General features: G+C 73.7%; 24 protein-coding genes. 15 read left to right on the forward strand and 9 right to left on the reverse strand.

Features of this window, described 5'->3' with window-relative positions; genetic code table 11:
• Nucleotides 1–116 precede the first annotated feature (116 nt).
• The 13 genes from PO879_RS04910 to PO879_RS04970 all read left to right on the forward strand — a co-directional run bounded on the left by PO879_RS04910 (nucleotide 117) and on the right by PO879_RS04970 (nucleotide 13,193).
• Nucleotides 117–1,235, forward strand: coding sequence for a mannose-1-phosphate guanylyltransferase (locus PO879_RS04910; protein ID WP_278236810.1), 1,119 nt, complete (start codon nucleotides 117–119; stop codon nucleotides 1,233–1,235).
• Nucleotides 1,232–2,410: an amidohydrolase gene (locus PO879_RS04915; RefSeq protein WP_278236811.1), complete on the forward strand. Its 1,179-nt coding sequence runs from the start codon at nucleotides 1,232–1,234 to the stop codon at nucleotides 2,408–2,410. The genes PO879_RS04910 and PO879_RS04915 overlap by 4 nt, the downstream gene beginning before the upstream one ends.
• 186 nt (nucleotides 2,411–2,596) lie before the next feature.
• The gene (locus PO879_RS04920; RefSeq protein WP_278236812.1) at nucleotides 2,597–3,703 is read left to right on the forward strand and encodes a BMP family ABC transporter substrate-binding protein; all 1,107 of its coding nucleotides are present in this window, start codon (nucleotides 2,597–2,599) and stop codon (nucleotides 3,701–3,703) included.
• A gap of 116 nt (nucleotides 3,704–3,819) precedes the next feature.
• Entirely contained in the window at nucleotides 3,820–5,340 is a 1,521-nt protein-coding gene (locus PO879_RS04925; RefSeq protein ID WP_278236813.1) for an ABC transporter ATP-binding protein, read from the forward strand.
• A gap of 244 nt (nucleotides 5,341–5,584) precedes the next feature.
• Nucleotides 5,585–6,841, forward strand: coding sequence for an ABC transporter permease (locus PO879_RS04930; RefSeq protein ID WP_278237456.1), 1,257 nt, complete (start codon nucleotides 5,585–5,587; stop codon nucleotides 6,839–6,841).
• Nucleotides 6,838–8,133 (forward strand): ABC transporter permease, encoded by a 1,296-nt coding sequence (locus PO879_RS04935; RefSeq protein WP_278236814.1) that lies wholly within the window; start codon nucleotides 6,838–6,840, stop codon nucleotides 8,131–8,133. Before PO879_RS04930 ends, PO879_RS04935 begins: the two co-directional genes overlap by 4 nt.
• A gap of 4 nt (nucleotides 8,134–8,137) precedes the next feature.
• Nucleotides 8,138–8,533, forward strand: coding sequence for a cytidine deaminase (locus PO879_RS04940; RefSeq protein ID WP_278236815.1), 396 nt, complete (start codon nucleotides 8,138–8,140; stop codon nucleotides 8,531–8,533).
• Nucleotides 8,530–9,825 carry a thymidine phosphorylase gene (locus PO879_RS04945; protein WP_278236816.1) on the forward strand — a complete coding sequence of 432 codons (1,296 nt, stop codon included), beginning with the start codon at nucleotides 8,530–8,532 and terminating at the stop codon, nucleotides 9,823–9,825. Before PO879_RS04940 ends, PO879_RS04945 begins: the two co-directional genes overlap by 4 nt.
• Before the next feature lie 44 nt (nucleotides 9,826–9,869).
• Nucleotides 9,870–10,118 (forward strand): hypothetical protein, encoded by a 249-nt coding sequence (locus tag PO879_RS04950; protein ID WP_278236817.1) that lies wholly within the window; start codon nucleotides 9,870–9,872, stop codon nucleotides 10,116–10,118.
• A 63-nt stretch (nucleotides 10,119–10,181) separates the two neighbouring features.
• Nucleotides 10,182–11,285 (forward strand): adenosine deaminase, encoded by a 1,104-nt coding sequence (locus tag PO879_RS04955; protein WP_278236818.1) that lies wholly within the window; start codon nucleotides 10,182–10,184, stop codon nucleotides 11,283–11,285.
• Nucleotides 11,282–12,028, forward strand: a complete 747-nt coding sequence (gene deoC / locus PO879_RS04960; RefSeq protein ID WP_278236819.1) for a deoxyribose-phosphate aldolase — start codon at nucleotides 11,282–11,284, stop codon at nucleotides 12,026–12,028. Before PO879_RS04955 ends, deoC begins: the two co-directional genes overlap by 4 nt.
• Nucleotides 12,029–12,081: 53 nt before the next feature.
• A complete protein-coding gene (locus PO879_RS04965; protein ID WP_278236820.1) occupies nucleotides 12,082–12,210 on the forward strand; it encodes a hypothetical protein in 129 nt (42 codons plus the stop codon).
• A gap of 170 nt (nucleotides 12,211–12,380) precedes the next feature.
• Nucleotides 12,381–13,193, forward strand: a complete 813-nt coding sequence (locus PO879_RS04970; RefSeq protein ID WP_278236821.1) for a siderophore-interacting protein — start codon at nucleotides 12,381–12,383, stop codon at nucleotides 13,191–13,193.
• Nucleotides 13,194–13,300: 107 nt separating this feature from the next.
• On the opposite strand, the gene PO879_RS04975 is transcribed toward PO879_RS04970, so the two are convergent.
• Nucleotides 13,301–15,067, reverse strand: a complete 1,767-nt coding sequence (locus PO879_RS04975) for a phospho-sugar mutase (RefSeq protein WP_278236822.1) — start codon at nucleotides 15,065–15,067, stop codon at nucleotides 13,301–13,303.
• Nucleotides 15,068–15,077: 10 nt separating this feature from the next.
• Nucleotides 15,078–15,929 carry a purine-nucleoside phosphorylase gene (locus PO879_RS04980; RefSeq protein ID WP_278236823.1) on the reverse strand — a complete coding sequence of 284 codons (852 nt, stop codon included), beginning with the start codon at nucleotides 15,927–15,929 and terminating at the stop codon, nucleotides 15,078–15,080.
• A 59-nt stretch (nucleotides 15,930–15,988) separates the two neighbouring features.
• On the opposite strand from PO879_RS04980, the gene PO879_RS04985 reads away from it, so the two are divergent.
• Nucleotides 15,989–17,437 carry an NAD(P)H-quinone dehydrogenase gene (locus tag PO879_RS04985; protein ID WP_278236824.1) on the forward strand — a complete coding sequence of 483 codons (1,449 nt, stop codon included), beginning with the start codon at nucleotides 15,989–15,991 and terminating at the stop codon, nucleotides 17,435–17,437.
• A 33-nt stretch (nucleotides 17,438–17,470) separates the two neighbouring features.
• On the opposite strand, the gene PO879_RS04990 is transcribed toward PO879_RS04985, so the two are convergent.
• The 7 genes from PO879_RS04990 to PO879_RS05020 form a co-directional block, all read right to left on the reverse strand.
• Complete coding sequence (locus tag PO879_RS04990) at nucleotides 17,471–19,468, reverse strand: endonuclease/exonuclease/phosphatase family protein (RefSeq protein WP_278236825.1); 1,998 nt, start codon at nucleotides 19,466–19,468, stop codon at nucleotides 17,471–17,473.
• Nucleotides 19,465–19,971: an NUDIX hydrolase gene (locus PO879_RS04995; protein ID WP_278236826.1), complete on the reverse strand. Its 507-nt coding sequence runs from the start codon at nucleotides 19,969–19,971 to the stop codon at nucleotides 19,465–19,467. The genes PO879_RS04990 and PO879_RS04995 overlap by 4 nt, the downstream gene beginning before the upstream one ends.
• A gap of 3 nt (nucleotides 19,972–19,974) precedes the next feature.
• The gene (locus PO879_RS05000; protein ID WP_278236827.1) at nucleotides 19,975–21,780 is read right to left on the reverse strand and encodes a biotin carboxylase N-terminal domain-containing protein; all 1,806 of its coding nucleotides are present in this window, start codon (nucleotides 21,778–21,780) and stop codon (nucleotides 19,975–19,977) included.
• A 176-nt stretch (nucleotides 21,781–21,956) separates the two neighbouring features.
• Nucleotides 21,957–22,658, reverse strand: coding sequence for a Maf family protein (locus PO879_RS05005; protein WP_278236828.1), 702 nt, complete (start codon nucleotides 22,656–22,658; stop codon nucleotides 21,957–21,959).
• Nucleotides 22,659–22,778: 120 nt separating this feature from the next.
• On the reverse strand, nucleotides 22,779–23,699 hold the full coding sequence (locus PO879_RS05010; protein ID WP_278236829.1) for an AEC family transporter: 921 nt from the start codon (nucleotides 23,697–23,699) through the stop codon (nucleotides 22,779–22,781).
• Between the two features lies 1 nt (nucleotide 23,700).
• Nucleotides 23,701–25,455 carry a DUF885 domain-containing protein gene (locus tag PO879_RS05015; RefSeq protein WP_278236830.1) on the reverse strand — a complete coding sequence of 585 codons (1,755 nt, stop codon included), beginning with the start codon at nucleotides 25,453–25,455 and terminating at the stop codon, nucleotides 23,701–23,703.
• A 78-nt stretch (nucleotides 25,456–25,533) separates the two neighbouring features.
• Complete coding sequence (locus PO879_RS05020; RefSeq protein ID WP_278236831.1) at nucleotides 25,534–25,752, reverse strand: hypothetical protein; 219 nt, start codon at nucleotides 25,750–25,752, stop codon at nucleotides 25,534–25,536.
• A 459-nt stretch (nucleotides 25,753–26,211) separates the two neighbouring features.
• On the opposite strand from PO879_RS05020, the gene PO879_RS05025 reads away from it, so the two are divergent.
• Nucleotides 26,212–26,469 carry a hypothetical protein gene (locus tag PO879_RS05025; protein WP_278236832.1) on the forward strand — a complete coding sequence of 86 codons (258 nt, stop codon included), beginning with the start codon at nucleotides 26,212–26,214 and terminating at the stop codon, nucleotides 26,467–26,469.
• Nucleotides 26,470–26,508: the final 39 nt, after the last annotated feature.

Here is a 26,508-nt window from a genome sequence, read left to right on the forward strand (position 1 = left end):
ACACCCGGTCGCGATCGGGTCACGGCCGCCGGAAAAACGGCATTCCCGCGTGGATTCTGTGATCGACGCCACAGGCGACACGTCACGGGTTCGACAGGCGTCACTATGCTGCGTCCATGCCCTCTTCCGCCATCCCCGGATTCCGTGCCGTCATTCCCGCCGGAGGTTCCGGGACCCGGTTGTGGCCGGTGTCGCGGGCGGGTGCCCCCAAGTTCCTGCACGACCTCAGCGGTTCCGGGCGCAGCCTGCTCCAGGGCACCGCCGACCGTCTCGCACCGCTGGCGGGCCGTGACGGCATCGTCGTGGTCACGGGAACCCGGCACGCGGACGCCGTGCGCCACCAGCTGCCCGAGCTCGGTGCGGACCAGGTGCTGGCCGAACCGTCCCCCCGGGACTCCATGGCGGCGATCGGCCTGGCGGCGGCCGTCCTGGAGCAGCGTCACGGGGTGGTCGTCCTCGGCTCCTTCGCCGCCGACCAGGTGATCTCGGGCACCCGGGAGTTCGAGCGGTCCGTCCGCGAGGCCGTGGAGGCCGCCCGGGCCGGCTACGTGACGACGGTGGGCATCGCCGCCTCGCGCCCGTCGACGGCGTTCGGGTACGTCCACGGCGCCGACCCGCTGGGGATCGCGGGGGCGCCCAGCGCCGTGCACGTCAGCGGATTCACCGAGAAGCCGGACGCCGAGACGGCGCGGGCGTACCTCGCCTCGGGCGAGTACCGCTGGAACGCGGGGATCTTCGTCGCCGCGACGGACGTGCTGCTCGGTCACCTCGCCGAGCAGCGCCCGGCGCTGCACGACGGTCTGCGCCGCATCGCGGCCGCCTGGGACACCCCGGACCGCGACCGGGTGCTGGCCGAGACGTGGCCCGGCCTGGAGAAGATCGCGATCGACCACGCCGTGGCGGAGCCGGTCGCGGCCGCCGGCGGGGTCGCGATGGTCCCCGGGCCGTTCGGGTGGGACGACGTGGGGGACTTCAACTCCCTGGCCGCCCTGCTGCCGGCCGACGACGACGCCGGGTCGAAGGTGCTCGGCGACAGCGCCGACGTGGTCCGAGTCCAGAGCGCGGGGTCCGTCGTGGTGCCCGCGAGCGGCCGGACCGTGACGCTGCTCGGGATCGACGACGTCGTGGTGGTCGACACCCCGGACGCCGTGCTGGTCACGACCCGCGCCCGCGCCCAGCAGGTGCGCAGCATGGTCGACGCCGTCCGCGCCCACGGGCGGGAGGACCTGCTGTGAGCGCCGCGACCCGGGCGCGCCTGGACGAGGTCGTCGCGACGCTGGAGGACGAGCTCGTGGCGGTGCGCCGCGACCTGCACGCCCATCCCGAGACGGCGCGCGAGGAGTTCCGCACGACGGCGGTGCTGGCCGAGCGGCTGCGGGCGGCCGGGCTGCAGCCCCGGCTGCTGGAGGGCACCGGGCTGACGTGCGACATCGGTCCCGAGGTGCCGGGGCGGGGGCGGACGGCGGTGCGCGCCGACATCGACGCGCTGCCGCTGGACGACCTGTGCGGGTGCGACTTCGCCTCGACGGTGCCGGGCGTGGCGCACGCCTGCGGCCACGACGTGCACGCGGCCGTCGTCCTCGGGGCCGGCCTGGCGCTGGCCCGGCTCGCCGAGGAGGGGCTGCTGGAGTCCGGGGTCCGGCTGATCTTCCAGCCGGCCGAGGAGATCATGCCGGGCGGCGCCCACGACGTGCTCGCCCAGGGCGTGCTCGACGGCGTCGCGCGGATCGTGGCGGTGCACACCGAGCCGAAGCTCGACGTCGGGCAGCTCGGGACGCGCATCGGCCCGATCACCTCCGCCTCGGACCTGGTCACGGTGACCCTGTCCTCGAGCGGCGGTCACACCTCCCGGCCGCACCTGACGGGCGATGTCGTCTACGCCCTCGGCCAGGTCATCACCCAGGTCCCGGCGGTCCTGGGGCGCCGGCTGGACCCCCGCTCCGGGGTCAACCTGACGTGGGGTGCGGTCGAGGCGGGCAACGCGCACAACGCCATCCCCGCCACCGGCGTGGCCAAGGGCACGCTGCGCTGCCTGGACGTCCGGGCCTGGGAGCGGGCCGGTCAGGTGCTGCTCGACGCCGTCGAGCAGGTCGTCGCCCCGTACGACGTCGAGGTGAGCGTGCACCACGTCCGGGGCGTCCCGCCGGTGGACAACGACGCCGACGTCACCGCCGCCCTCGAGGCGGCGGGTGCGTCCGTGCTCGGCGAGGACGGCGTCGTGCTCACCGAGCAGTCGCTCGGCGGGGAGGACTTCGCCTGGTACCTGACGAAGGTGCCGGGGGCGATGGCGCGGCTGGGCACGGCGATCCCGGGGGAGCGTCGGTACGACATCCACCAGGGCGACCTCCGGGTCGACGAACGGGCGATCGCGATCGGTGCCCGTGTGCTGGCGCGCGTCGCTCTCGGATGAGAACCTGCCGGTGAGACCGCCGTGGTGTGACCTGGCTCATTCCGACGGTGTTCCCATTCGATAACGACTCGGCCACGGTAGGTGCTCGTGGCATGTCCTGAGCCCGCGCGTGGTTAGTCTGTCCATCTCTGATCGTGAGACGGGCGAGCGCCCGTGCTCACCCACCCTCATCGACAGGAGCGACAGGTGAAGAGTGCGATCAAGTTCACCGCCCTCGCCGGCGCGGCGGCACTGACTCTCGCGGCGTGCGGCGCGGCCCCGGAGGAGACCCCCACCGAGGAGACCACCGAGACGGAGATGGCGGAGAGCGAGTCCGTCGACTACCAGCCGTGCATCGTCTCCGACCAGGGCGGCTTCGACGACAAGAGCTTCAACCAGCTCAGCTACGAGGGCACCCAGGCTGCCGCCGAGGAGCTCGGCCAGGACGTCATCGACGTCCAGTCGCAGTCCGAGACCGACTTCCAGCCGAACCTGCAGTCGCTGGTCGACCAGAGCTGCGACGCGATCGTCTCGGTCGGGTTCGCCCTGTCGGCGGACACCATCGAGTCCGCGAACGCCAACCCCGAGATCGACTACTTCCTGGTCGACGACGCCGCGGACGCGGACTTTGACGGTCAGGCGGACGCCGACAACATCAAGCCGCTGCTGTACAACACGGCCGAGGCCGCGTTCCTCGCGGGCTACCTGTCGGCCGGCTACTCCGAGGCCGGCAAGGTCGGCACGTTCGGTGGTCAGCCGTTCCCGACCGTGACGATCTTCATGGACGGGTTCAAGCAGGGCGTCGAGTACTACAACGAGGCCAACGACGCCGAGGTCGAGGTCATCGGCTACTCCGGCGGCGAGGACGGCTCGTTCACCGGCGGCTTCGAGGCCAACCAGACCGCCAAGACCACGGCGACGAACATCCTGGACCAGGGTGTCGACGTGATCCTGCCCGTCGGCGGTCCGATCTACCAGTCGGCGATCGCCGCCATCGAGGACTCCGGCCGTGACGTCGCCCTCGTCGGCGTCGACGCGGACTTCTACGAGACCGACCCGAGCACCCAGCCGTACGTGCTGACCTCCATCCTCAAGAAGATGGACGTCTCCACGCACGACGCCCTCATGACCGCGGCCACCGAGGAGTTCGACCCGGAGCCGTACATCGGCACCCTCGAGAACGAGGGCGTGGGCCTGGCCCCGCTGCACGAGTTCGAGGACGAGGTCGACCCCGAGCTGATGAGCGAGGTCGAGGACCTGCAGCAGCAGATCATCGACGGCGAGCTCGAGGTCACCTCCTACCTGGACGAGTGACCCGCTGACGGGATGACCGCCGGCGTGGCGGGACACGGTGCGCTCACCGTGTCCCGCCACGCCGTGCGACCTAGGCTGGCCACCAGAACCGTGAGGGAAGGGCGGGACGGACCGCGATGAGGCTCGAGCTGCGTGGGATCACCAAGCGTTTCGGCGCGCTGGTGGCCAACGACCACATCGACCTGGTGGTCGAACCGGGCGAGATCCACTGTCTGCTGGGCGAGAACGGCGCGGGCAAGTCCACGCTGATGAACGTCCTGTACGGCCTGTACGACGCCGACGAGGGCGAGATCCTCCTCGACGGCGAGGTGCAGGACTTCGAAGGCCCCGGCGACGCGATGAACGCGGGGATCGGCATGGTGCACCAGCACTTCATGCTCGTGCCGGTGTTCTCCGTCGCCGAGAACGTCATGCTCGGCCACGAGACGACGTCGGGCCCGGGCATCCTGGACCTGTCCGCCGCGCGGGAGACCGTCCGCAGCACCGCGGACCGGTTCGGCTTCCACGTGGACCCGGACGCGGTCGTCGAGGAGCTCCCGGTCGGCGTCCAGCAGCGCGTCGAGATCATCAAGGCCCTGAGCCGGGACGCGCAGGTGCTCGTCTTCGACGAGCCCACGGCGGTGCTCACGCCGCAGGAGACCGACGAGCTGATGGCGATCATGCGCCAGCTCAAGGACGAGGGCAAGGCCATCGTCTTCATCACCCACAAGCTCCGTGAGGTCCGCGAGGTCGCGGACCGCATCACGGTGGTCCGGCACGGCAAGGTCGTCGGCGAGGCCGACCCGACCGCCCCGGACAACGAGCTCGCCTCCCTCATGGTCGGCCGCGCCGTGCAGCTGACGGTCGACAAGGAGGCGGCCCGCCACGGCGAGAACGAGCTGGCCGTGGAGAACCTCGTCGTCGCGCGCCCCGACGGCCAGATCGTCGTCGACGACGTCAGCTTCTCGGTGCGCGGAGGCGAGATCCTCGTCATCGCCGGTGTGCAGGGCAACGGGCAGACCGAGCTCACCGAGGCGTTGATCGGTCTGCACCCGGACCTGCAGGGCTCGATCCGTCTCGACGGCGAGGAGCTGCGCGGGCGGTCGGTCCGCAAGGTCCTGGACGCCGGCGTCGGCTTCGTCCCCGAGGACCGCAGCACGGACGGTCTGGTCGGCGAGTTCACGATCGCCGAGAACCTCATCCTCGACCGCACCGACGGCGCGCCGTTCGTCCGCGCGGGCTCGCTGCAGCTCGGCCTGCGCGACGAGTTCGCGCGCGAGAAGGTCGACGAGTTCGACGTGCGCACCACCGGCATCGACCTGCCCGTCGGCCGCCTGTCCGGCGGCAACCAGCAGAAGGTCGTCCTCGCCCGCGAGCTGTCCCGCGACCTGCGCCTGCTCGTGGCCGCCCAGCCCACCCGCGGCGTCGACGTCGGTTCCATCGAGTTCATCCACAAGCGCATCGTCGAGACCCGCGACCAGGGGATCCCGGTCATCGTGGTGTCGACGGAGCTCGACGAGGCGGTGGCCCTGGCCGACCGGATCATGGTCATGTACCGCGGTCGCGTCGTCGGCATCGTGCCCGCCGACACCCCGCGCGACGTGCTCGGCCTGATGATGGCCGGCGTCGCGCCCGAGAGCGAAGGAGACGCCGCGTGAGCGCGAGGAGCCCCCGCGCAGGGGTGGCGAGGTACGAGGCAATCGGAGCAATGCTCGCTGGTCGCGATCGCCCTGCGCTCGCAGGCTCGCTGCGGGCGCTCGCTCCGGCACCGCAGCGGACACGCGAGGAGGGATCGGCGTGAGCGAGACCCCGGACCGGCACTCCGCCGACTCGTCCGACAACCGGCTCGAGGAGGACATCGAGCACGTCGACGCCTCCACCGACCCCGGGCTCGCCGAGGCGCTGGCGCAGGACCGCGCCCGCGAGGAGGGCGACCAGGAGTCCGACGACCAGCGCTGGCAGGACGCCTTCCGGCGGATCATCTCCGGCGGCTGGGCCGTCTCGCTCGGTGCGATCCTGCTGGCCGTGATCGCCGGGTCGCTGATGATCATCGTCACCGACGAGGCCGTCCAGGAAGCGTCGGCCTACTTCTTCACCCGGCCCGCCGACACCTTCGCGGCGGTCGGCGAGGCCGTGGGCGGCGCCTACTCGGCACTGTTCCAGGGCGCGGTCTACAACTTCCGGGCCGACACGTTCGCCGCCGGCATCCGGCCGCTGACGCAGACGCTGAACAACGCGACGCCGCTGATCGCCGCGGGTCTCGGTGTCGCGATCGCGTTCCGCGCCGGCCTGCTGAACATCGGTGGTCAGGGCCAGATGCTGATGTCCGCCGCCGCGGCCGGCTGGGTCGGCTTCGGCGTGACGGGCCTGCCCTTCCCGATCCACCTGATCCTCGCCCTGGTCGCGGGCATCCTGGCCGGTGCCCTGTGGGCCGGCATCGCCGGCCTGCTCAAGGCCCGCACCGGTGCTCACGAGGTCATCGTGACGATCATGCTCAACTACGTCGCGCTGTACCTGCTGTCGTACTTCCTGGCGACGCCCGGGCTCATGCAGGCGCCCGGCTCGGCGAACCCGAAGACGCCGCCGACGCCGGAGTCCGCCCAGCTGCCGCCGCTGCTGGGGGAGCGGTACACGCTGCACTGGGGCTTCATCCTCGCCCTCGTGGCCGTCGCCGTGGTGTGGTGGATCCTCAACCGGTCGGCCGTCGGGTTCTCCTACCGCGCCGTCGGCGAGAACCCGCGGGCCGCCCGCGTCGCCGGTATCGACGTCTCGCGGTCCACCGTCTCGGTCATGCTCGTCGCCGGTGCGCTGGTCGGGCTGGCCGGTGTGACCCAGGTGCTGGGGACCGTGACCACCGGGTTCGGCGCCGACATCGACGCCGGGATCGGCTTCGACGCGATCACCGTCGCCCTGCTGGGCAACTCCAACCCGATCGGCGTGCTCGGCGCCGGCATCCTGTTCGGCGCCTTCAAGGCCGGTGGTTCGGCGATGCAGGCCGCCGAGGGCATCCCGATCGAGATCGTGCTCGTCGTGCAGTCCCTCATCGTGCTGTTCATCGCCGCGCCGCCGCTGGTGCGGGCCGTGTTCCGGCTCCCGCAGCCGGGCGGCAAGCCGAGGAAGAAGCGGTCGCAGGCCGCGAGGAAGGAGGCGGCGGCATGAGCGCGCCCACCGTCGACGGCGCCCCCACCGGGACGTCGGACGCTCCCCGCACCGTCACCACCGTCTCGTGGAAGACCTCGATCGCGCTGGCGGTCGTCCTCGCCCTGTACGCCCTGCTGCTCCTGCTCGCCCCGCGCGAGGGCAGCGCACGGTTCTCGCTGTCGACGCCGACCGACTTCTTCCAGCTGCCGGTCTACGTGCTGCCCGGCATGGCGACCGCCTGGGTGTGCGCCGCCGTCGCCGCGGCGCTGCTCGTCGTCTCCGTCGTCGCCACCCGCGCGCAGCGCAGGACCCCGCTGTGGGCCACCGGCGTGTACGCCGCCGCGCTGCTGGTCGGCTTCCTGGCCTGGGCCGCCGCCGGCAGCCCGCGCGACCTGTCCGTCGTCGGGCTCCTCGGCGGGGCGATCGCCCTGTCGGTGCCGCTGGTGTACGGCTCGCTGAGCGGTGTCATCGGCGAACGCTCCGGCACGATCAACATCGCCATCGAGAGCCAGCTCCTCGCGGGTGCCTTCACGGCCGCCGTGGCGGGCTCGCTGACCAACAGCCCGTGGGTGGGCCTGCTGGCGGCCATGATCGCCGCGGCCCTGGTCGGTCTCGTCCTGGCGGTCTTCACCATCACCTACCGCGTCAACCAGATCATCGTCGGTGTCGTCCTCAACGTGCTGGTGATCGGCCTGACGAGCTTCTTCTACTCGCTGGTGCTCGTGCCGAACACCGAGACGCTGAACTCCACGACCCGCTTCGAGCAGATCCCGATCCCGTTCCTCGAGCGGATCCCGGTCGTCGGCCCGGTGCTGTTCGACCAGACGATCGTGGTCTACCTGATGCCCGTCGTGGTGTTCCTCGTCTGGTACGGGCTCTTCCGCACCCGCTGGGGGCTGCGGCTGCGGGCCGTCGGCGAGCACCCGCGGGCGGCCGACACCGTCGGCATCGAGGTGCTGCGCACCCGGTACCGCGCGCTGCTGATCGCCGGCGCCGTCGGTGGCATGGGCGGTGCGTTCTACACCGTGGTGTCGATCAACCAGTTCGGCCGGGAGATGACCGCCGGCGCCGGCTTCATCGCGCTGGCCGCCATGATCTTCGGCAAGTGGAACCCGGTGCGGGCGGCCCTGGCCGGGCTGCTGTTCGGGTTCGCCACCAACCTGCAGAACGTGCTCTCCGTCGTCGGGTCCCCGGTGCCCAGCCAGTTCATGCTGATGCTGCCCTACGTGGTCACGCTGTTCGCCGTCGCCGGGCTCGTGGGCCGGTCGCGGCCGCCGGCGGCGCTCGCCACGCCGTACACGAAGGAGTAGCGCGGTGCCGTCCTCGGTCGACTGGGACGCCCTGCGGTCCGCCGCCACGGACGTGACCCGCCACGCCTACGTGCCCTACTCGGGGTACGCCGTCGGCGCCGCCGCCTACGCGGACGACGGGCGCCTGCTGGTGGGCTGCAACGTGGAGAACGCCGCCTACGGCGTCACCCTGTGCGCGGAGTGCTCCCTGGTCTCCGCGCTGGTCACGGGCGGCGGCGGCAGGCTGACCGCCTTCACCTGCGTGGACGGTCGCGGCCGCGTCATCACCCCGTGCGGCCGCTGCCGCCAGCTGCTGTGGGAGCACGGCGGCCCCGACCTGATCGTCGAGACGCCCCGCGGCGTCGTCACCATGTCCGACCTGCTGCCGCAGGCGTTCGGACCGGAGGACCTGGACCGATGAGCGAACCGTTCGACGCCGTCGACGTCATCCGCACCAAGCGGGACCGCCACCACCTGTCGTCCGCCCAGATCGACTGGGTGATCGACGCCTACACCCGCGGCGTGGTGGCCGAGGAGCAGATGTCGGCCCTGGCCATGGCGGTCCTGCTCAACGGCATGAGCCGGGGCGAGATCTCGCGGTGGACGCACGCCATGATCTCCTCCGGCGAGCGCATGGACTTCTCCTCGCTGTCCCGCCCCACGGCGGACAAGCACTCCACAGGCGGCGTGGGGGACAAGATCACCCTGCCGCTGGCACCGCTGGTGGCGGCCTTCGGGGTCGCGGTCCCGCAGCTGTCCGGACGCGGGCTCGGGCACACCGGGGGAACGCTGGACAAGCTGGAGTCGATCCCCGGCTGGCGTGCCGGGCTGAGCAACGAGGACATGCTCGCCCAGCTCGACGACGTCGGCGCGGTCGTCTGCGCCGCCGGGGCGGGCCTCGCGCCGGCGGACAAGAAGCTCTACGCGCTGCGGGACGTCACCGGCACCGTCGAGGCCGTGCCGCTCATCGCGAGCTCGATCATGTCCAAGAAGATCGCCGAGGGCACCGGTGCGCTCGTGCTGGACGTCAAGGTCGGGTCCGGCGCCTTCATGAAGGACCTCGAGCAGGCGCGCGAGCTCGCGCGCACCATGGTCGAGCTCGGCACCGACGCCGGGGTCCGTACCGTGGCGCTGCTGACCGACATGTCGATCCCGCTCGGTCGCACGGCCGGCAACGCCCTCGAGGTGCGCGAGTCGGTCGAGGTGCTCGACGGCGGCGGACCGGACGACGTCGTCGACCTCACCGTCGCGCTCGCCGTGGAGATGCTGGCCGCGGCCGGCCGTCCGGCGGACGAGGACGACGTCCGCCGCGCCCTGTCCGACGGGCGGGCGATGGACGTCTGGCGGCGGATGATCGCCGCCCAGGGCGGGGACCCGGACGCACCCCTGCCGACCGCGCGGCACACGCACCAGGTGGTCGCCGACCGCGACGGCGTGGTCAGCGAGCTCGACGCCTACGCCGTCGGCGTGGCCGCGTGGCGTCTCGGTGCCGGACGGTCGCGCAAGGAGGACCCCGTGCAGGCGGGCGCCGGCGTCGAGATCCATGCGCGGCCCGGTGAGCACGTGGCCGCCGGTGCGCCGGTGCTCACCCTGCACACCGACACCCCGGAGCGGTTCGAGCGCGCGCTCGACGCCCTCGACGGCGGCTGGGCGGTGGCGCCCGGCGGCACCGCCGTGTCCCGGCCCCCGATCGTGCTGGACCGGCTGCACTGACCTCCCTGCTCGCGTCGAGCCGCTCGGCGCGTCACCATGGAGAGATGAGCACGACGCCGAACGACGCCTGGCGCGACGCCGGCCTGGAGACGCCCGAGGAGACCACCAGCCTGCTCGACGAGGCGGGGTCCGCGCCCGAGCAGCCGCAGCACGAGTCCGAGGCCGAGGAGTACCACCCGGGGTTCCCGCGGCCCGACCTGGACGGGTCGGCGAACGAGGCCGACGTCGTCGAGCAGGACATCGAGGTGCCGACCGACGACCCGGAGGCACCCGGCGACGACCTGTCCGCGTGAGCCCGCTCACGAGCCGGTCCCGGGGCCCGGCGACGGCCCGTCGGCGCAGGTAGGTTGGGGCCCATGACGCAAGCCCTCCTCGACGCCATCGGCGATCTGCCCAAGGTCCTGCTGCACGACCACCTCGACGGCGGGCTGCGCCCGCAGACCGTGCTCGAGCTGGCCGACGCCGTCGGTCACGAGCTGCCCGTCGGCGACGCCGACGCCCTGGCGACCTGGTTCCGCGACGCCGCCGACTCCGGCTCGCTGCCCCGGTACCTCGAGACCTTCGACCACACGATCGCCGTCATGCAGACGCCGGAGGCCCTGGCCCGCGTCGCCCGCGAGGCCGTGCTCGACCTCGCGGCCGACGGCGTGGTGTACGCCGAGCAGCGCTGGGCCCCCGAGCAGCACCTGCAGCGCGGGATGTCGCTGCCCGACACCGTCGAGGCGGTGCAGCACGGCATCGACGCCGGTGTGCGCGAGGCCGCCGAGCAGGGCCGCACCATCCGGGTCGGCCAGCTCGTGACCGCCATGCGCCACACCGACCGCTGGATGGAGGTCGCCGAGCTGGCCGTGGCATACCGCGACGCGGGCGTGGTCGGGTTCGACATCGCCGGTCCCGAGGACGGCTTCGCCCCCGACCGCCACGCCGAGGTGTGGCGCTTCCTGGCCGAGCAGAACTTCCCGACGACGATCCACGCGGGCGAGGCCGCCGGTCTGGAGTCCATCGCGCAGGCGGTGCACCTCGGCCAGGCCGACCGGCTGGGCCACGGCGTGCGGATCATGGAGGACATCACGTTCTCGGAGCATGACCGCTCCGCGACGCTGGGCCGCCTGGCGCACTGGGTCCGGGACCACCAGATCGCTCTCGAGGTCTGCCCGGTCTCCAACCTGCAGACCGCGGCGGCGCCGGGCGTGTCCACCATCGCCGAGCACCCGATCACCCGGCTCAAGGAGCTGGACTTCGCGGTCACGCTCAACACCGACAACCGGCTGATGTCGCGCACGTCGATGTCGCACGAGATGCGACTGCTCGTCTCGGAGGCGGGCTGGACGATCGACGACCTCGCCGACGTCACGATGACGGCGGCGTGGAGCGCGTTCCTGCACCACGACGAGCGCCGCGACCTCGTCGACGACCTGATCCTGCCCGGCTACCAGAAGATCGAGGGGGCTCTGCGATGAGCGACGACACCAGCACGCCGGGCACCGGCACCGCCGTCCCGACCGACCGCGCGGCACTGGCCCGCTACGTCGACCACACGCTGCTCAAGCCGGAGGCGACGGCGGCCGACGTCTCCGCCCTGGTGACCGAGGGCGCCGCGCTCGGGGTCTTCTCCGTGTGCGTCTCGCCCACCTTCGTCGCCCACGCGGTCGAGGCCGCCGGCGGACGTCTCGCCGTGGCGACCGTGTGCGGCTTCCCCTCGGGCAAGCACGCCAGCGAGATCAAGGCCGCCGAGGCCGCCCGCTCGGTGCTGGACGGTGCCGACGAGGTCGACATGGTCATCGACATCGGCGCGGCAAAGGCCGGAGGCTTCGACGTCGTCCAGGACGACATCGCCGCCGTGCGCGCCGCCGTGCCGTCCGACAAGATCCTCAAGGTCATCATCGAGTCCGCGGCCCTGACCGACACCGAGGTCGTCGCGGCCTGCCGCGCGGCCGAGGCCGCCGGCGCGGACTTCGTCAAGACGTCCACCGGGTTCCACCCCACCGGGGGCGCCTCGGTGCACGCCGTCGAGCTCATGGCCGCCACCGTGGGCGGTCGCCTGGGGATCAAGGCCTCGGGCGGCGTCCGGACCCTGGCCGACGCCCAGGCGATGATCGCCGCGGGCGCGACGCGCCTGGGGCTGTCGGGCACCGCCGCGGTGCTCGCGGGCTTCGACGAGGGGACCGCGGCCGCGGGCGCGGCGGACGACGGCGGGTACTGACCCGCCGCGTCGGGTGATCCGCCCGCGGGCCGGGGCTCGGTAGCCTCGGCGCCGTGAGCGATGCACCGGTCGACGTCGAGAGCGTCTCCAAGACCTACGGCACCGTCCAGGTGCTCGCCCCGGCGTCGGTGCGGCTGAGTGCGCGCCGATGGCGGGTCCGACGGGCGATCTGTCCGTGGTGATGGTGGTGGGGTGGTTCCTGCGCGGCTGCTGGCGCGGTTCGGTGCGGGGTCGGCTCCGACCGTCGTCGTGGTGGCGTTCTGGCTGGCGGTCACGGGCGTCCGTCGGCTGCAGCGGTCGTGACGGGCGTCCGACCACGGCGTGCGCCAAAGGTAGGTTAGGCTTACCTACGATGACTGAGACGACCGAGCGCCGCAGCGGCCCGCCCGCCGGCAAGCGCACCCCGAAGTCCGCGACCGTCGGCGCCGTGCGGTGGCTGACCCCGCACATGGTGCGGATCACTCTGACCGGCGGAGACCTGCCGGGCCTCGACCCGACGGAGTTCACCGACCGGTACGTCAAGCTCGTCGTCGGCCCGCCGCCGGTCGAGGGGGCCCGACCCGTGGTGCGCACCTACACGATCCGCGCGGTCCGCGACACCGAGTGGGACCTCGACTTCGTGGTCCACGGCGACGAGGGCCTCGGCGGCCCCTGGGCCGCGGTCGCGCGACCGGGGGAGCAGGTCACGTTCCTCGGACCCGGTGGCGGCTACGCCCCCGACCCCGAGGCGCCGTGGCACCTCCTCGTCGGTGACGACTCGGCCTGGCCCGCCGTCGCCGCGGCGCTCGAGGCGCTCCCCGCGGGCGCGCGGGCCCACGCCGTCGTCGAGGTCCCCGGACCGGAGGACGAGCAGGGGGTCGACTCCGCCGCGGACGTGACGATCACGTGGGTGCACCGCGGTGACGCCACCCTGGAGGACACCGTGCAGCGGCTGCACGCGGCCGGCGAGCTGCCCGACGGCGTCCCGCACGCGTTCCTGCACGGCGAGGCGGGGTGCGTGCGGACGCTGCGCCGCTGGGCCCGCTCCGTGCTCGGCGTCCCGCGCGAGCGGCTCTCGGCGTCGGGGTACTGGCGGCGCGGCCACGACGACGAGGCCTGGCGGGCCGCGAAGAAGGACTGGACCGCCGCCGTCGAGCAGGACGACGCCGCCCTCGCCACCCCCTGACCGCGAGATCGACGCACCCGCGCCGAGATCGACGCACCGTGCGTCGATCTCGACGCACCGTGCGTCGATCTCGGCGTGAGAGGGAGGAGCGGAGAACGGGGAGCGGGTCAGAACCCGAGCGCCGCGTTCATCTCCTTGGACAGGTCACCCAGGCGCTCCCGCGCCGCGACGCGGGCCGTCCCGACGTCGAGCGGCGTCGCGTCCGGGGCCACGTGGGTGACGACCTCCAGGTAGCACTTCAGCTTCGGCTCCGTGCCCGAGGGGCGCACGACGACGCGGGTGTCGTCCTCGGCGAGCAGCAGCACGCCGTCCGTGGGCGGCAGGCCCTCGTAGCCGTCCGCCAGGTCGGCGACCACGCGCACGGGCGCCCCCCCGAGCTCGCGCGGCGGGTCCGAGCGCAGGCGGGACATCGCCGCGGGGATCTCGCTCAGGTCGCTGAAGCGGGCCGAGAGCTGCCCGGTGACGAACAGCCCGTGCGCCCGCGCGACGTCGTCGAGGTCGTCGATGAGCGTCCGGCCGGCCGCCTTGAGACGGGCCGCGAGCGAGGCGACCACGACGGCCGCGCTGATGCCGTCCTTGTCCCGCACGTTCTCCGGGTCCACGCAGTAGCCGAGAGCCTCCTCGTAGCCGAAGACCAGCTCCGGGGCGCGGGAGATCCACTTGAACCCGGTCAGCGTCGTGGCGTGCTCCACGCCCGCGTCCCGGGCGATGCGGGACAGCGCCCGCGAGGACACGACCGAGCTGGCGACCGTCGCCCCGGGCCGGCCCACCGCGCGGGCCACGGCCTCGCTGCCGAGCAGGATGCCCACCTCGTCGCCGTGCAGCATCCGCCAGCCGCTGGACCGGGCCGTCTCGACCCCCTGGTGGGTTCCCTGGGTGACGTCCAGCACGGCGACGGCGCACCGGTCGGCGTCCGGGTCGTTGGCGATGACGAGGTCGGCGCCGCAGTCGATCGCGAGCCCCAGCGCGAGGTCCATCGCGCCGGCCTCCTCCGGGTTCGGGAAGGCCACCGACGGGAAGTCGGGGTCCGGGGCGACCTGCTCCTCGACGGGGATGACGCGGGTGAACCCGGCGTCGGCCAGCGCCCGTGCCAGCAGCGGCCCGCCCACGCCGTGCAGCGACGTCGTCACGATCGTCAGCCGGGAGGCGGCCTCGGGGGCGGCCGTGCGCAGCGGAGCCAGGGCGGCCAGGTAGTCGCCGACGATCTCGCGGCCGACCACCGTCCACCCCTCGGCGTGGCGCGGCACCTCGTCCGCCGGGCCGACGGCCGCGACGTGGGCGGCGATGCGCTCGTCGTACGGGGAGACGAGCTGGGCGCCCTGTCCCTCGTCGGTCACCACCCGTCCGCCGAGGTAGACCTTGTAGCCGTTGTCGGCCGCGGGGTTGTGGCTCGCGGTGACCATCACGCCCGCGTCGGCCTCCAGACGCCGGACGGCGAACGCGAGCACGGGGGTGGGCAGCGCGGCCGGCAGCAGCAGGACCTCGACCCCGGCCGCCGTCAGCACCTCGGCGGTCCGGCGCGCGAAGTCCGCGGACCGGTGCCGGGCGTCGTAGCCGACCACCACGCGCGGCCCCGCCCCGGCGCCGAGCGCCTCGTGCAGGTAGGAGCCGAGCCCGGCGGCGGTGCGCACGACGACGGCGCTGTTCATCCGGTTCGGGCCGGCCGCCATCGTGCCGCGCAGCCCCGCCGTGCCGAACTCCAGCGTGCCGTCGAACCGGTCGCGCAGCTCCGCGAGCGCCGACGGGTGCCGGGTGCCGCCGTCGGCCGCCGCGTACCCGACGAGCCGGGTCAGCTCGTCGACGTCCGTGTCGTCGACGTCGTGCCGGATCCAGTGCTCGACACGGGCGAGCAGCTCGTCCAAGGACTCCGTCATCCTGGTCCCCCTAGATCTCGCGGACGATGCGGGCCAGCAGGTCGCTGATCCGCGGGCCGGCCGCCCGGCCGGCCTCCAGCACCTCGTCGTGCGACAGCGGGTGCGGGCTGACACCGGCGGCGAGGTTGGTCACCAGGGAGATCCCCAGCACCTCCATGCCGGTGTGCCGCGCCGCGATCGCCTCCAGCGTCGTGGACATCCCCACCAGGTCCGCGCCGAGCACGCCGGCCATGCGGACTTCGGCCGGGGTCTCGTAGTGCGGGCCGGGGAACTGGGCGTACACGCCCTCCGGCAGCTCGGGGTCGACCGACCGCGCCACGTCGCGCAGCCGCTCCGAGTACACCTCGGTGAGGTCGACGAAGGTGGCCCCCTCCAGCGGGGAGGTCGCGGTGAGGTTCAGGTGGTCCTTGATCAGCACGGGCTGCCCGGGGCGCCAGGCCATGTGCAGGCCGCCGCAGCCGTTGGTGAGCACCGCCGTCGTGCACCCCGTCGCCGCCGCGGTCCGGACGCCGTGCGCCACCCGGCGGACCCCGCGGCCCTCGTACAGGTGCGTGCGGCCGCCGATCACCAGGGCGTTGCGGGTCGAGCCGTCGGGCCGCTCGACGCGGATGGAGCGCGTCGTCGCGGCGTGTCCGACCACGGAGGGCCGCGCGAACCCCGGGATCTCGTGCGTGGGGACCTCGGCGACCACGTCGCCGACGAGCTCGGCGGCCCCGCCCCAGCCGGACCCGAGGACGAGGGCGACGTCGTGGCCGCTGACTCCCGTCACCTCGGCGATGTGGTCGGCCGCGGCCCGCGCGACGTCGAACGGGTCGGTCGCCGGGTCGTCGAGATCCGGCGTCGTAGCAGGTGTGGTGCTCATGGACCCGAGGGTATCCCTGCCCGCGCCCCTCCGCCGGGGCTGACACAATGGCACCCGTGATGGCCGAGAAGAATGCCCCTGCCGGACCCAACCGCACCGTCGTCGTCATCGGCGGCGGCCCTGGAGGCTACGAGGCCGCACTCGTGGCTCGCCGCGCCGGAGCCGAGGTGACGGTCGTCGAGCGGCACGGGCTCGGCGGCGCCGCCGTCCTGACCGACGTCGTCCCGTCCAAGACGCTCATCGCGACCGCCGAGTGGCTGACCCTGGCCGAGTCGGCGCCCGAGCTCGGCATCCGCTCCGGCAAGACGCCGGTCGCGCCCGGCGACGACCAGGAGGCACGCCGCGCGCTCGTCGACCTGGAGGCGGTCAACACCCGTGTGCTGGCCCTGGCCGCCGCGCAGTCGGCCGACATCCGCGCCCGCCTGGAGCGCGAGGGCGTCGCTGTCGTCGAGGGCTCCGGCCGGCTCGACGGCCCCAGCCGCGTGGTCGTCACGCCGTCCGACGGCGGAGCGGAGCGCACGCTCGACGCCGACATCGTGCTGATCGCCACCGGGGCCACGCCCCGCACGCTGCCCACCGCCGCGCCCGACGGCGAGCGCATCCTGACCTGGACCCAGCTCTACGACCTCGACGAGCTGCCCGAGCGGCTGATCGTCGTCGGCTCCGGCGTCACCGGCGCCGAGTTCGCCGGCGCCTACCAGGCGCTCGGTTCCGACGTCGTGCTGGTGTCCTCGCGCGACCGCGTGCTGCCCGGCGAGGACGAGGACGCCGCCGAGCTCCTCGAGGGGGTCTTCCGGTCCCGCGGCATGACGGTCATGTCGCGCTCGCGGGCCGCCGCGGCCGAGCGGACCGAGGACGGCGTGGCCGTCACGCTGGAGGACGGCCGGGTGGTCGAGGGATCCCACGTGCTCATCGCCGTCGGCGGCGTGCCGAACACCGAGGACCTCGGGCTGGCCGAGGCCGGCGTCGAGGTCCGGTCGTCGGGCCACATCGAGGTCGACCGGGTCTCGCGCACCTCGGTGCGCGGCGTCTACGCGGCCGGCGACTGCACCGGGGTGCTGCCGCTGGCCTCGGTGGCGGCGATGCAGGGCCGCGTCGCCATGGCGCACGCCCTGGGTGACGCCGTCGCGCCGCTGCGCCTGGGCAACGTCGCGGCGAACATCTTCACCGCGCCGGAGATCGCCACGGTGGGGGAGTCCGAGGCGCGGTTGCGCGAGCGCGGGTCGCGCTACATCACCACGACGCTGCCGCTGGCGCGCAACCCGCGCGCGAAGATGCACGGCGTGCACGACGGCTTCGTCAAGCTGTTCGCCCACCCGGAGGCCGGTGTCGTGCTCGGCGGCGTGGTGGTCGCCCCGCGCGCGAGCGAGCTGATCTTCCCCGTCACCCTGGCCGTCTCGCACCGGCTGACGGTCGACGACGTGGCGGACGCCTTCACCGTGTACCCGTCGCTGACCGGCACGATCGGCGAGACCGCCCGGGTGCTGCACGGCCAGCTCACGGTCTGACCGGCCGCTTCGTCCCGGCGGTGCTGCTGCCGCTCAGCCCGCCGGGGCGACGGTGGCGACGAGCGGCCGGTGGTCCGAGGTCGTCACGTCGAGCACCTCGAACGCGGTGAAGGTCAGGTCCTCGGAGGCGAGGACCCAGTCCACGCGGTAGCGGGGGTCCACGGCGGGCGAGGTCAGCGCGGCGGGGTCGCCGACGGCGTCCTGCCCGCTGACCAGGCCGCGCTCCTCGAGCGCGGTGATCTCGGGCCACCCGGGCTCGGCGTTGAGGTCGCCGGCCAGCACGTACGGACCGTCGACCGGTTCGGCGTCGAAGAGCGCGTCGAGCTGCTCGAGCCGGGTCGTGCGGTTCTCCTCGCGGTGCTGCAGGTGCGTGGCCACGACGCGGACGCCGTCCGCCGTGGTCCCGCCGCCGGCCGGGCGGAACGTCGCGGCCAGCGCCGAGCGGTCCTGCGGGCCGTCGCCGAACGGCAGCGCGACCCGGTCGACGTCGGAGGCCGTGACGCGCTCCGGGTCCCACAGCAGCGCGTTGCCGAAGCGCCGGTCCGCGGCGGGGACGAAGGCGTGCTCCATCCCGGTCGCGTCGGCGAGGAACGAGAGCATGTCGGCACCGCCGCCGAGCACCCAGCCGCGGGACACCTCCTGCAGGGCGACGACGTCGGCCTCGGAGTCCTCGACGACGTCGGCCATCTCGCCCAGGCGCACCGACGGCCCCGGCCCGACGCCGTAGTGCACGTTCCACGACAGCACCGTCAGCGCGTCGTCGTCCGCGACGTCCTGCGCGGGCCCCCTCTCGGCGCCGGGTCCGGTCGCGAGGGCCGTCACCGTGCCGGCCGCAGCGAGCAGCGCCACGGCGCCCGTCAGCAGCGGTCCGGCGGTGGGGGCCAGCCGGGCGAGCCGACGTGACCCCACGAGGGCGGGCAGCGCCACGACGGCGGCCGCGACCACGGGCACCAGGCCCGCGGGCACCGGCAGCGGGACCTCGAAGTGCAGCTGGTACACCAGCAGCGGCAGGGCGGCACCGAGCCCGGCGGCCGCGGTGACGCCCACGAGCCGCCGGCCGCGCAGCACCCGGGTGGGCCGGGACCAGGCCGCGGCGAGCGTGCGCGCCCCGGCCGCCGGCAGCGCCGTGGCCACCACGAGCAGGGCCCACGACCAGACCGGGGCGGGGTCCGCCAGGAGGGGCACGGTGAGGAACAGCAGCCAGGTGCCGCCGACGAACGTCACGGCGGCCGCCCAGGGGCCGACCGCCGGCCGGTGGACCGACAGCGCCACGCCGACCCCCAGCGCCGCCACGGCGGTGGCACCTGAGGCCGCGGCGAGCGGCAGTCCCGTGGTCGAGGCGACGAAGGCGGGGTTGGCGAACGCCTGGACGCCGAGCGCGAGGAAGGAGCCCAGCAGCCAGAGCCCGCGCGCCCCCGGCCGGTGCCCGCGACGGCGCAGCCGGACCGCGACGACCAGCGCCCCGGCGCCCAGGAGCCCGGTGACCGCCCAGCTCGCGGCGTCCGACCGCCACACGGCGTCCCAGGTGCCCTGCAGCACGGCGACCGCCGCCGCGCCGAGCAGCCCCAGCGTCACGCCGCGGGCGACGAGCGACCCGGGCCCGGGCGGTGGAGCGCCGTCGTCGGCCGGCTCCGCGGACGTCCCGGAGGCGAACGCGGCCACCAGGACGAGCGTGGCGAACCCGAGCGCGACGGTGCCCAGCCCCCCGTAGAAGCGCAGCTCGCCGAGCCCGGGGGCCGGCGGGACGGCGGCGATCCGGGCTCCGAGAGCCTGCAGCCCGACGCGGGCGGCCACCAGGAGAGACACGGCCACCAGCACGGTGCGTCCCGACACGGGGCGGCCGGCGGTGAGAGCGGCGACGAGCACGGCCGGGGCGAGATAGGTCGCCAGCGCGGCCAGCGCGGCCGTGGTGACCCCCGCCGCGAAGGCGTGGTCCAGCAGGGGGCCGCTGGCCCGAACGAGCTCGGCGACGATCACGGTGACCAGCGCGAGGAGCAGCAGCGAGTGCCGGTCGCGCGCGGTCGGGCTCATCCTCGTGAGGCTATCGTGAGCAGGCGCGGTACGGCCTGCGCGAAGGCGGGGTGCAGCGGCAGCGTGGCCAGGGCCGACACCGGGACCCAGGCCACCTCGATGCTCTCGTGGTCGGTCGCCGCCGGGACCAGCTCGACGCCGGCGGTGACGTGGCCGACGACGGTCGTGTAGGTCCACACGCCGTGGTCGAGCACGTGCTCGCCGACCACACGCACGATCGCCGGGTCGATCCCGGCCTCCTCGGCGGCCTCGCGCAGCGCCCCCGTCTCGGCGGACTCGGTCGGCTGGACGGCGCCTCCCGGGATGCCCCAGGTGCCGCCCTCGTGCGACCACGTGGCGCGGTGCTGGAGCACGACGTGGGTCGCCTCGGACGACGCCGCGACGTCGTGGCGCACGAGGAACAGTCCGGCGGCGCCGTGCAGGCCCCAGTGCCGGTGGTCCCCGCAGGTCACCCAGCCGTCACCGGGGTGACGGTGGTGCGGGACACCGGGCGGCAGACGCACCGGTCAGGAGATCTCGCAGATCGCCGTGCCCGCCGAGACGCCCGCGCCCGGCTCCAGGCTGATTGCGGTCACCGTGCCGGCACGGTGGGCGGTGATGGGCTGCTCCATCTTCATGGCCTCGAGCACGACGACGAGGTCGCCCTCGGCGACCTCGTCGCCCTCGGTGACGGCCACCTTGACGATGGTGCCCTGCATGGGGGAGGCCAGGGTGGTGCCGGCGTTCCCGGCGGCGGCGGCCCGCCCGTTGCGGCGCGCCCGGCGCGGGCGGGCGGCGTCGGCGCGGCGGGCCCGGCCCGCGGCCATGCCCAGACCGGCCGGCAGCACCACCTCGAGACGGCGCCCGCCGACCTCGACGACGACGCGCTCGGGGGTCGCCTCGGCCGGCTCCTCCTCGTCGGCGACCGGTGCCGGTGCGGCGGGGGACAGGGCGGCCAGCTCGTCGGCGAAGTCCGTCTCGATCCACCGGGTGTGCACGGCGAAGTCGTCCGCCCCGGCGTCCTCGCCGGCGGCCGGGACGAAGTCCGGCGCCTCCAGCACGGCACGGTGGAACGGCACGACCGTGGGGATGCCGGCGACCTCCAGCTCGCGCAGCGCCCGACGGGCCCGCTGCACGGCCTGCGTGCGCGTGGCGCCGGTGACGATCAGCTTGGCGATCATGGAGTCGAACAGGCCCGAGATGCTGTCGCCCTCGACGACGCCCGTGTCGACGCGCACGCCCGGCCCGGACGGCCAGCGCAGCGTGGACACGGTGCCCGGGGCGGGCAGGAACCCGGCGGCCGGGTCCTCGCCGTTGATGCGGAACTCCAGGCTGTGGCCGCGCACGGTGGTGGCCTCGTAGCCGAGCTCGGCGCCGTCGGCGATCCGCAGCTGCTCGCGCACCAGGTCGATGCCGGTGACCTCCTCGGTCACGGGGTGCTCGACCTGCAGGCGGGTGTTGACCTCGAGGAAGGACAGCGTGCCGTCGGTGCCCACGAGGAACTCGCAGGTGCCGGCGCCCACGTACCCGGCCTCGCGCAGGATGGCCTTCGAGGCGCGGTCCAGCTCGGCCTCCTGCTCGGCGGTGAGGAACGGCGCGGGGGCCTCCTCGACGAGCTTCTGGTGCCGGCGCTGGAGGGAGCAGTCGCGGGTGGAGACCACCACGACGTTGCCGTGCGTGTCGGCCAGGCACTGCGTCTCCACGTGCCGGGGCCGGTCGAGGTAGCGCTCGACGAAGCACTCGCCCCGGCCGAAGGCCGCGACGGCCTCCCGCACGGCGGAGTCGTACAGCTCGTCGATCTCCTCGTGCGTGCGCGCCACCTTCAGGCCGCGGCCGCCGCCCCCGTAGGCGGCCTTGATGGCGATCGGCAGACCGTGCTCGGCGGCGAACGCGCGGACCTCCGAGGCGTCGGCGACGGGGTCCTTCGTGCCGGGGACCAGCGGGGCTCCGGCACGCTGGGCGATGTGCCGGGCGCTGACCTTGTCGCCGAGCGACTCGATCGCCGACGGCGGCGGGCCGATCCAGGTCAGCCCGGCGTCGATGACGGCCTGGGCGAACCCGGCGTTCTCGGACAGGAACCCGTAGCCGGGGTGCACGGCGTCGGCGCCCGAGCGGCGGGCGACGTCGAGCAGCTTGTCCACGTCCAGGTAGGTGTCGGCGGCGCGAGCGCCGTTCAACGCGAACGCCTCGTCGGCGAGCCGGGCGTGCAGCGCCTGCCGGTCCGGGTCGGCGTAGACCGCGACGGAGGCGATGCCGGCGTCGGCGCAGGCACGGGCGATGCGGACGGCGATCTCACCACGGTTGGCGATGAAGACCTTGCTGATGGAGGGCACGGCTCACGGTAACGCGCGCCGACCCGTGCGCCGGTACTCCGTGCGGGCCCCGTCCGGAAGTCTGTGCCGGGTGCCAACGCGGATCGCGGGCGTTTGTGCACATCCCACATGGACCGGGGGTCCGGCGCCCCGGAGCGGGGGCGTGCGTTGGCGGATTCGTCAGGCGGGCGGGGTGCTCAGGCGGTGCTGGTGGACGTGCCGGTGCGGTTGCCGTCGCGCAGCGTGCGCCACGGCACCTCGATCTCGGCCAGCAGCGCGCGCAGCAGCGGCAGCGACACCCCGACCACGCCGTGGTGGTCGCCCTCCAGCCGGTCGACGTACGGGCCGCCGAGTCCGTCGATCGTGAAGGCGCCCGCGACGTGCAGCGGCTCGCCGGTGGCGACGTAGGCGTCGATCTCGTCGTCGTCGAGGTCGGCGAACCAGACAGTGGTCGAGCTGGTGGCGCCGAGCGTCGCGCCGGTGCCGCCGTCGTCCGGGTCGCGGGTGTCGACGAGCCAGTGACCGCTGTGCAGCACGCCGGAGCGTCCGCGCATCGCCCGCCAGCGCTCGCGGGCCTCGTCGGCGTCGGCGGGCTTGCCGACGACCTCGCCGTCGATCTCCAGCATCGAGTCGCAGCCGAGCACCAGACCGGCGGGCGTGGCGCCGTCCTGGTCGTGGCCCGAGTCGCCGTCCTCGAGGCGGTGGGCGACCTCCTCGGCCTTGGCCTGCGCGAGCGTCAGCACGGCGTCCGACGGCGGCAGGTCCGGGTAGCGCTCGCGGGCGGCGGCCAGCACCGCGTCCTCGTCCACGCCGCTGACCAGTACGCCGGGGTCGACCCCGGCGCTGCGCAGCGTGGACAGGCGGGCGGGGGACTGGCTGGCCAGCACGAGTCGCGTCACGTCCGGCACCCTACTCGCCCCCGCCCCACCCCGTTGCCCTCGTTGTGGGCATGAAATCTGCAGTGGTGAAACGCTTCAGGGTGGCAGATTTCACGCCCACAACAGGCGACGGGTGCTGGATCAGGTGAGCAGGGCGGCCGCGACGATCATCACCACCGGCGAGGCGAGCGTCGTCATCAGCACCGTGTCGCGGGCCAGCACCTCGCCGCGGCGGAACCGGGCGGCGTAGTTGTAGATGTTCTGCGCCGTCGGCAGCGCGGCGAGCGTCACCGCCGTGGCGACCGCGGCGTCGTCCAGGCCGAACCCGAACCGGGCCACGGCGAACGCGACCGCGGGCATGACCAGCGCCTTGAGCACGGTGGCCACGACCACGGGCGCCCGGCCCTCCTCGCCCCGCAACGGCCGCGACCCGTGCAGCGACATGCCGAAGGCCAGAAGGATCATCGGCACCGCCGCCCCGCCGAGGATCTCCAGCGGCGCCAGGACGATGTCCGGCACCGTCACCCCGGTCAGGGACACGGCCGCGCCCGCCAGCGCGCCGAGGATGATCGGGTTGCGCACCGGCTGGCTGACGACGAACCCGAGCGAGACCTTCCGGCTCGTGGCCGAGTCCAGCAGGAGCAGCACCAGCGGCGAGACGATCAGCAGCTGCAGGCCGATCACCGGCACCACCGCCGTGGCGTCGCCGAGCACGTAGATCGCCACGGGCAGCCCGATGTTGCCGGCGTTGACGTACCCGGACCCGAGCGCACCGATCGTCGCCTCCGGGACCCGCAGCCGCCACCACAGCCGATTCACGACGACGAACACGGCCGCGGCGGTCAACGCCGCCGTGAGCTGCACCAGCAGCGGCGCCGCGAGCAGCCGACCGAGGTCGGCGTCGGCCACCACCGTGAACAGCAGCGCCGGGGACGCGATGAAGAACCCGACCCGGTTCAGCGCCTCGCGGGCGCCCGGCCCGCCGATGCGCAGCCGCGCAGCCACGTACCCGGCGACGATGACGACGCCGATGATGGCGAAGCCGGTGACGACACCCTGCACGTCAGGCGAGCGCCTCGCGCAGCACGTCCAGCCCGACCGACCCGAGGCCCAGCGCGCGGGCGTGGAACGCGCGCAGGTCGAACTCCTCGCCGTGCGCCTCCGCGGTCGCGCGGGCCTCGTCGCGGATCTGCTCCCACAGCCGCTGGCCCACCTTGTACGACGGCGCCTGGCCCGGCCAGCCGAGGTACCGGTCCAGCTCGAAGCGCAGGAACTCGGCGTCCATGTCGGCGTTCGAGGTCAGGAATCCCCAGGCCTTGTCGGCGTCCCACGTGCCGCCGCCCCACTCCTCGGGGCACGGCTTGCCGAGGTGCACCCCGAGGTCGATCACGACGCGGGCCGCCCGCAGGCGCTGGGCGTCCAGCATCCCGAGCCGGTCGCCCGGGTCGTCCAGGTGACCGAGGTCGGCCATGAGGCGCTCGGCGTACAGCGCCCACCCCTCGCCGTGGCCGGAGACCCAGCAGGCCAGCCGGCGCCAGGAGTTCAGGCTGTCCTTGGCCGAGACTGCAGCGGCGCACTGCAGGTGATGGCCGGGGACCCCCTCGTGGTAGACCGTCGTCGTCTCGCGCCAGGTGGTGAACTCGGTGACCCCCGGCGGGACGGACCACCACATGCGGCCCGGGCGGGAGAAGTCGTCGCTCGGCGGCGTGTAGTAGATCCCGCCGGTCTGCGTCGGGGCGATGCGACACTCGATCGTGCGCACCGGGCCCTCGATGTCGAAGTGGGTGCCGGCCAGGTCCTCGATCGCGGCGTCGGCGGTGGTCTGCATCCAGGCGCGCAGCGCGTCGGTCCCGTGCAGCTGCCGGTCGGCGTCGGCGTCCAGCACGGCCACGGCGTCGGACACGGTGGCGTCGGGGCCGGCGATCTCGCGCGCGACGGCCTCCTGCTCGGCCACGATGCGGGCCAGCTCGGCCAGACCCCACTCGTAGGTCTCGTCAAGGTCGACCTCGGCGCCGAGGAACTCGCGGGAGAACAGGGCGTAGCGCTCGCGGCCGACGGCGTCCTGCTCCGGCGCCTGCGGGGCCAGCCCGTGCTCCAGGAAGTCCGCCAGCTCGCCGTAGGCCGCGCACGCGGCGGCGGCACCCCGCTCCAGCTCGGCCCGCACGAGGCTGCAGGCGGCCGAGTCGTCCAGCACGCGGGCGGCGTCGTCGCCCCGCACCAGGGCGGTGAACGTCGACTCCGGACCGGCGAGGTCGCGGGCCTGGGAGGTGGCGGCGCGCACCTGACGGATCGCTGCCACGCGACCCTGCTCGGCGCTGAGGCGCAGCGACGCGGTGTAGCCGGCCAGCGCCTCCGGGACGGCGTTGAGGCGCGCGGCGATGTTCTCCCACGCCTCGACGGTCCCGGTGGGGACGACGTCGAACAGGTCGCGCAGCTGCTGGACCGGCGACTCGATGTTGTTCAGGCTCGCCTGGGGCTCACCGGCCTCGTGCAGCTCGAGGGACAGGCCCACGCGCTCGCGCATCGCGGCCAGCGTGACCCGGTCGACGTCGTCGACGGGGGTCTTGCCGGCGGCCTCGAGCTCGTCCAGCTCGCGCAGCAGCGCCCGGTCCAGGTCCGCGCGCGCCTCGTGACCGGCGGGGGACAGGTCGGGCAGCTCGTGGTCGTGCCCGGGCAGGCCCATGAAGGACGCGGCGATCGGTTCCAGGGCGGCGAAGCGGCGGACGTAGGCGTCGGCCGCGGCGTCGAGGGCGGTGGGGGTGCGGGGCGCGCTGGTGGTGGCGCTCGGGGTCGGGGCGCCGGGGGTGTCGTGGGTCACGTGCCCGAGGCTATCCGACGGCGTCGAGCGTCTCTGTTCCTCCGGAATCAGCGCCTCGTTCCGGAGGAACAGAGACGCTCAATCGCAGGGGCAGCAGCGGACGCCGAGCGCACGCGCGGCGCCGCTGAGAACGCCGAAGCCCAGCAACTCGTGCAGGAAGCAGACCGGCAGGACCGCGCGGCCGCGGTGACCCGTGCCGCGGTCGAGCACGAGCCCGACCCGGACGAGCGCCTGCGCGCAGCGGTCGAGGCCGAACAGCGCGAAGCAGCGGCAGCGGCTTCCCGGGATGAGTCCCACACGACGTACGACAGCCCGCAGCGCCGCGACGCCACCGCCCGGGAACTAGGGTTGCCTGCTAGAAGACACTCAAGCCAGATCTGAGGAGTCAAGCTGGAATTCAAGAGGATCCGACGCGCCGTCATGGGCGCCGCGTCGGCTGCGTTCATTGCGTCGACAACTGTGGCTGTCGCCGAGCCACTGGACGATGTCGATCAGCCGGCCCGGAAGATCGCCGAGGTCGCACCCGATCAGGGCAGCGTTGTCGTTCCCCGCCAGAACGGAAGCGGCGAAAGCGGGACACGCCAAGCGAGCCGAGCCCATGGTCGCTCAAGCGGGCGGAGCCGTGACCGAGGTCACGTGCTCCCCCAACCCGAGCGGACCCGGGACTGTCAAGATCTCAGATCCTGAACTGGGCACCCCTCATCTCGAGGTGAGCCTCCCCGGTGAGGTCAAGTTCACCGAAGGTGAGGTCTGCACGTGATCGACTACCTCATCGCCAGTGTCTGCGGAGTGGCATTCTTTGTGTCGCTCAGGATGATATCCACCCGTCGCGTGTTCGCCGTCGTCCTTGGGGTGCTGGTCTGCGCAACGGCGGTCGCCGTCGTTTACGGGACGCGCATAGCCGACGGATCCGAATGGGCCTGGGAGATCTTCTGGGCACTGGTCTTCGCAGGAACAATATCTGCGGTCCTGCGAAAGCGGAGTAGCGGGAAACTGCGCACTGACGAATCCTGACGTGGCATGAGAGTGGTGGCCCTGCTGTGTGCAGGGCCA

The sequence above is a fragment of the Isoptericola sp. AK164 genome (genome assembly GCF_029643425.1).
GTDB classification, from domain to species: Bacteria; Actinomycetota; Actinomycetes; order Actinomycetales; family Cellulomonadaceae; genus Isoptericola; species Isoptericola haloaureus.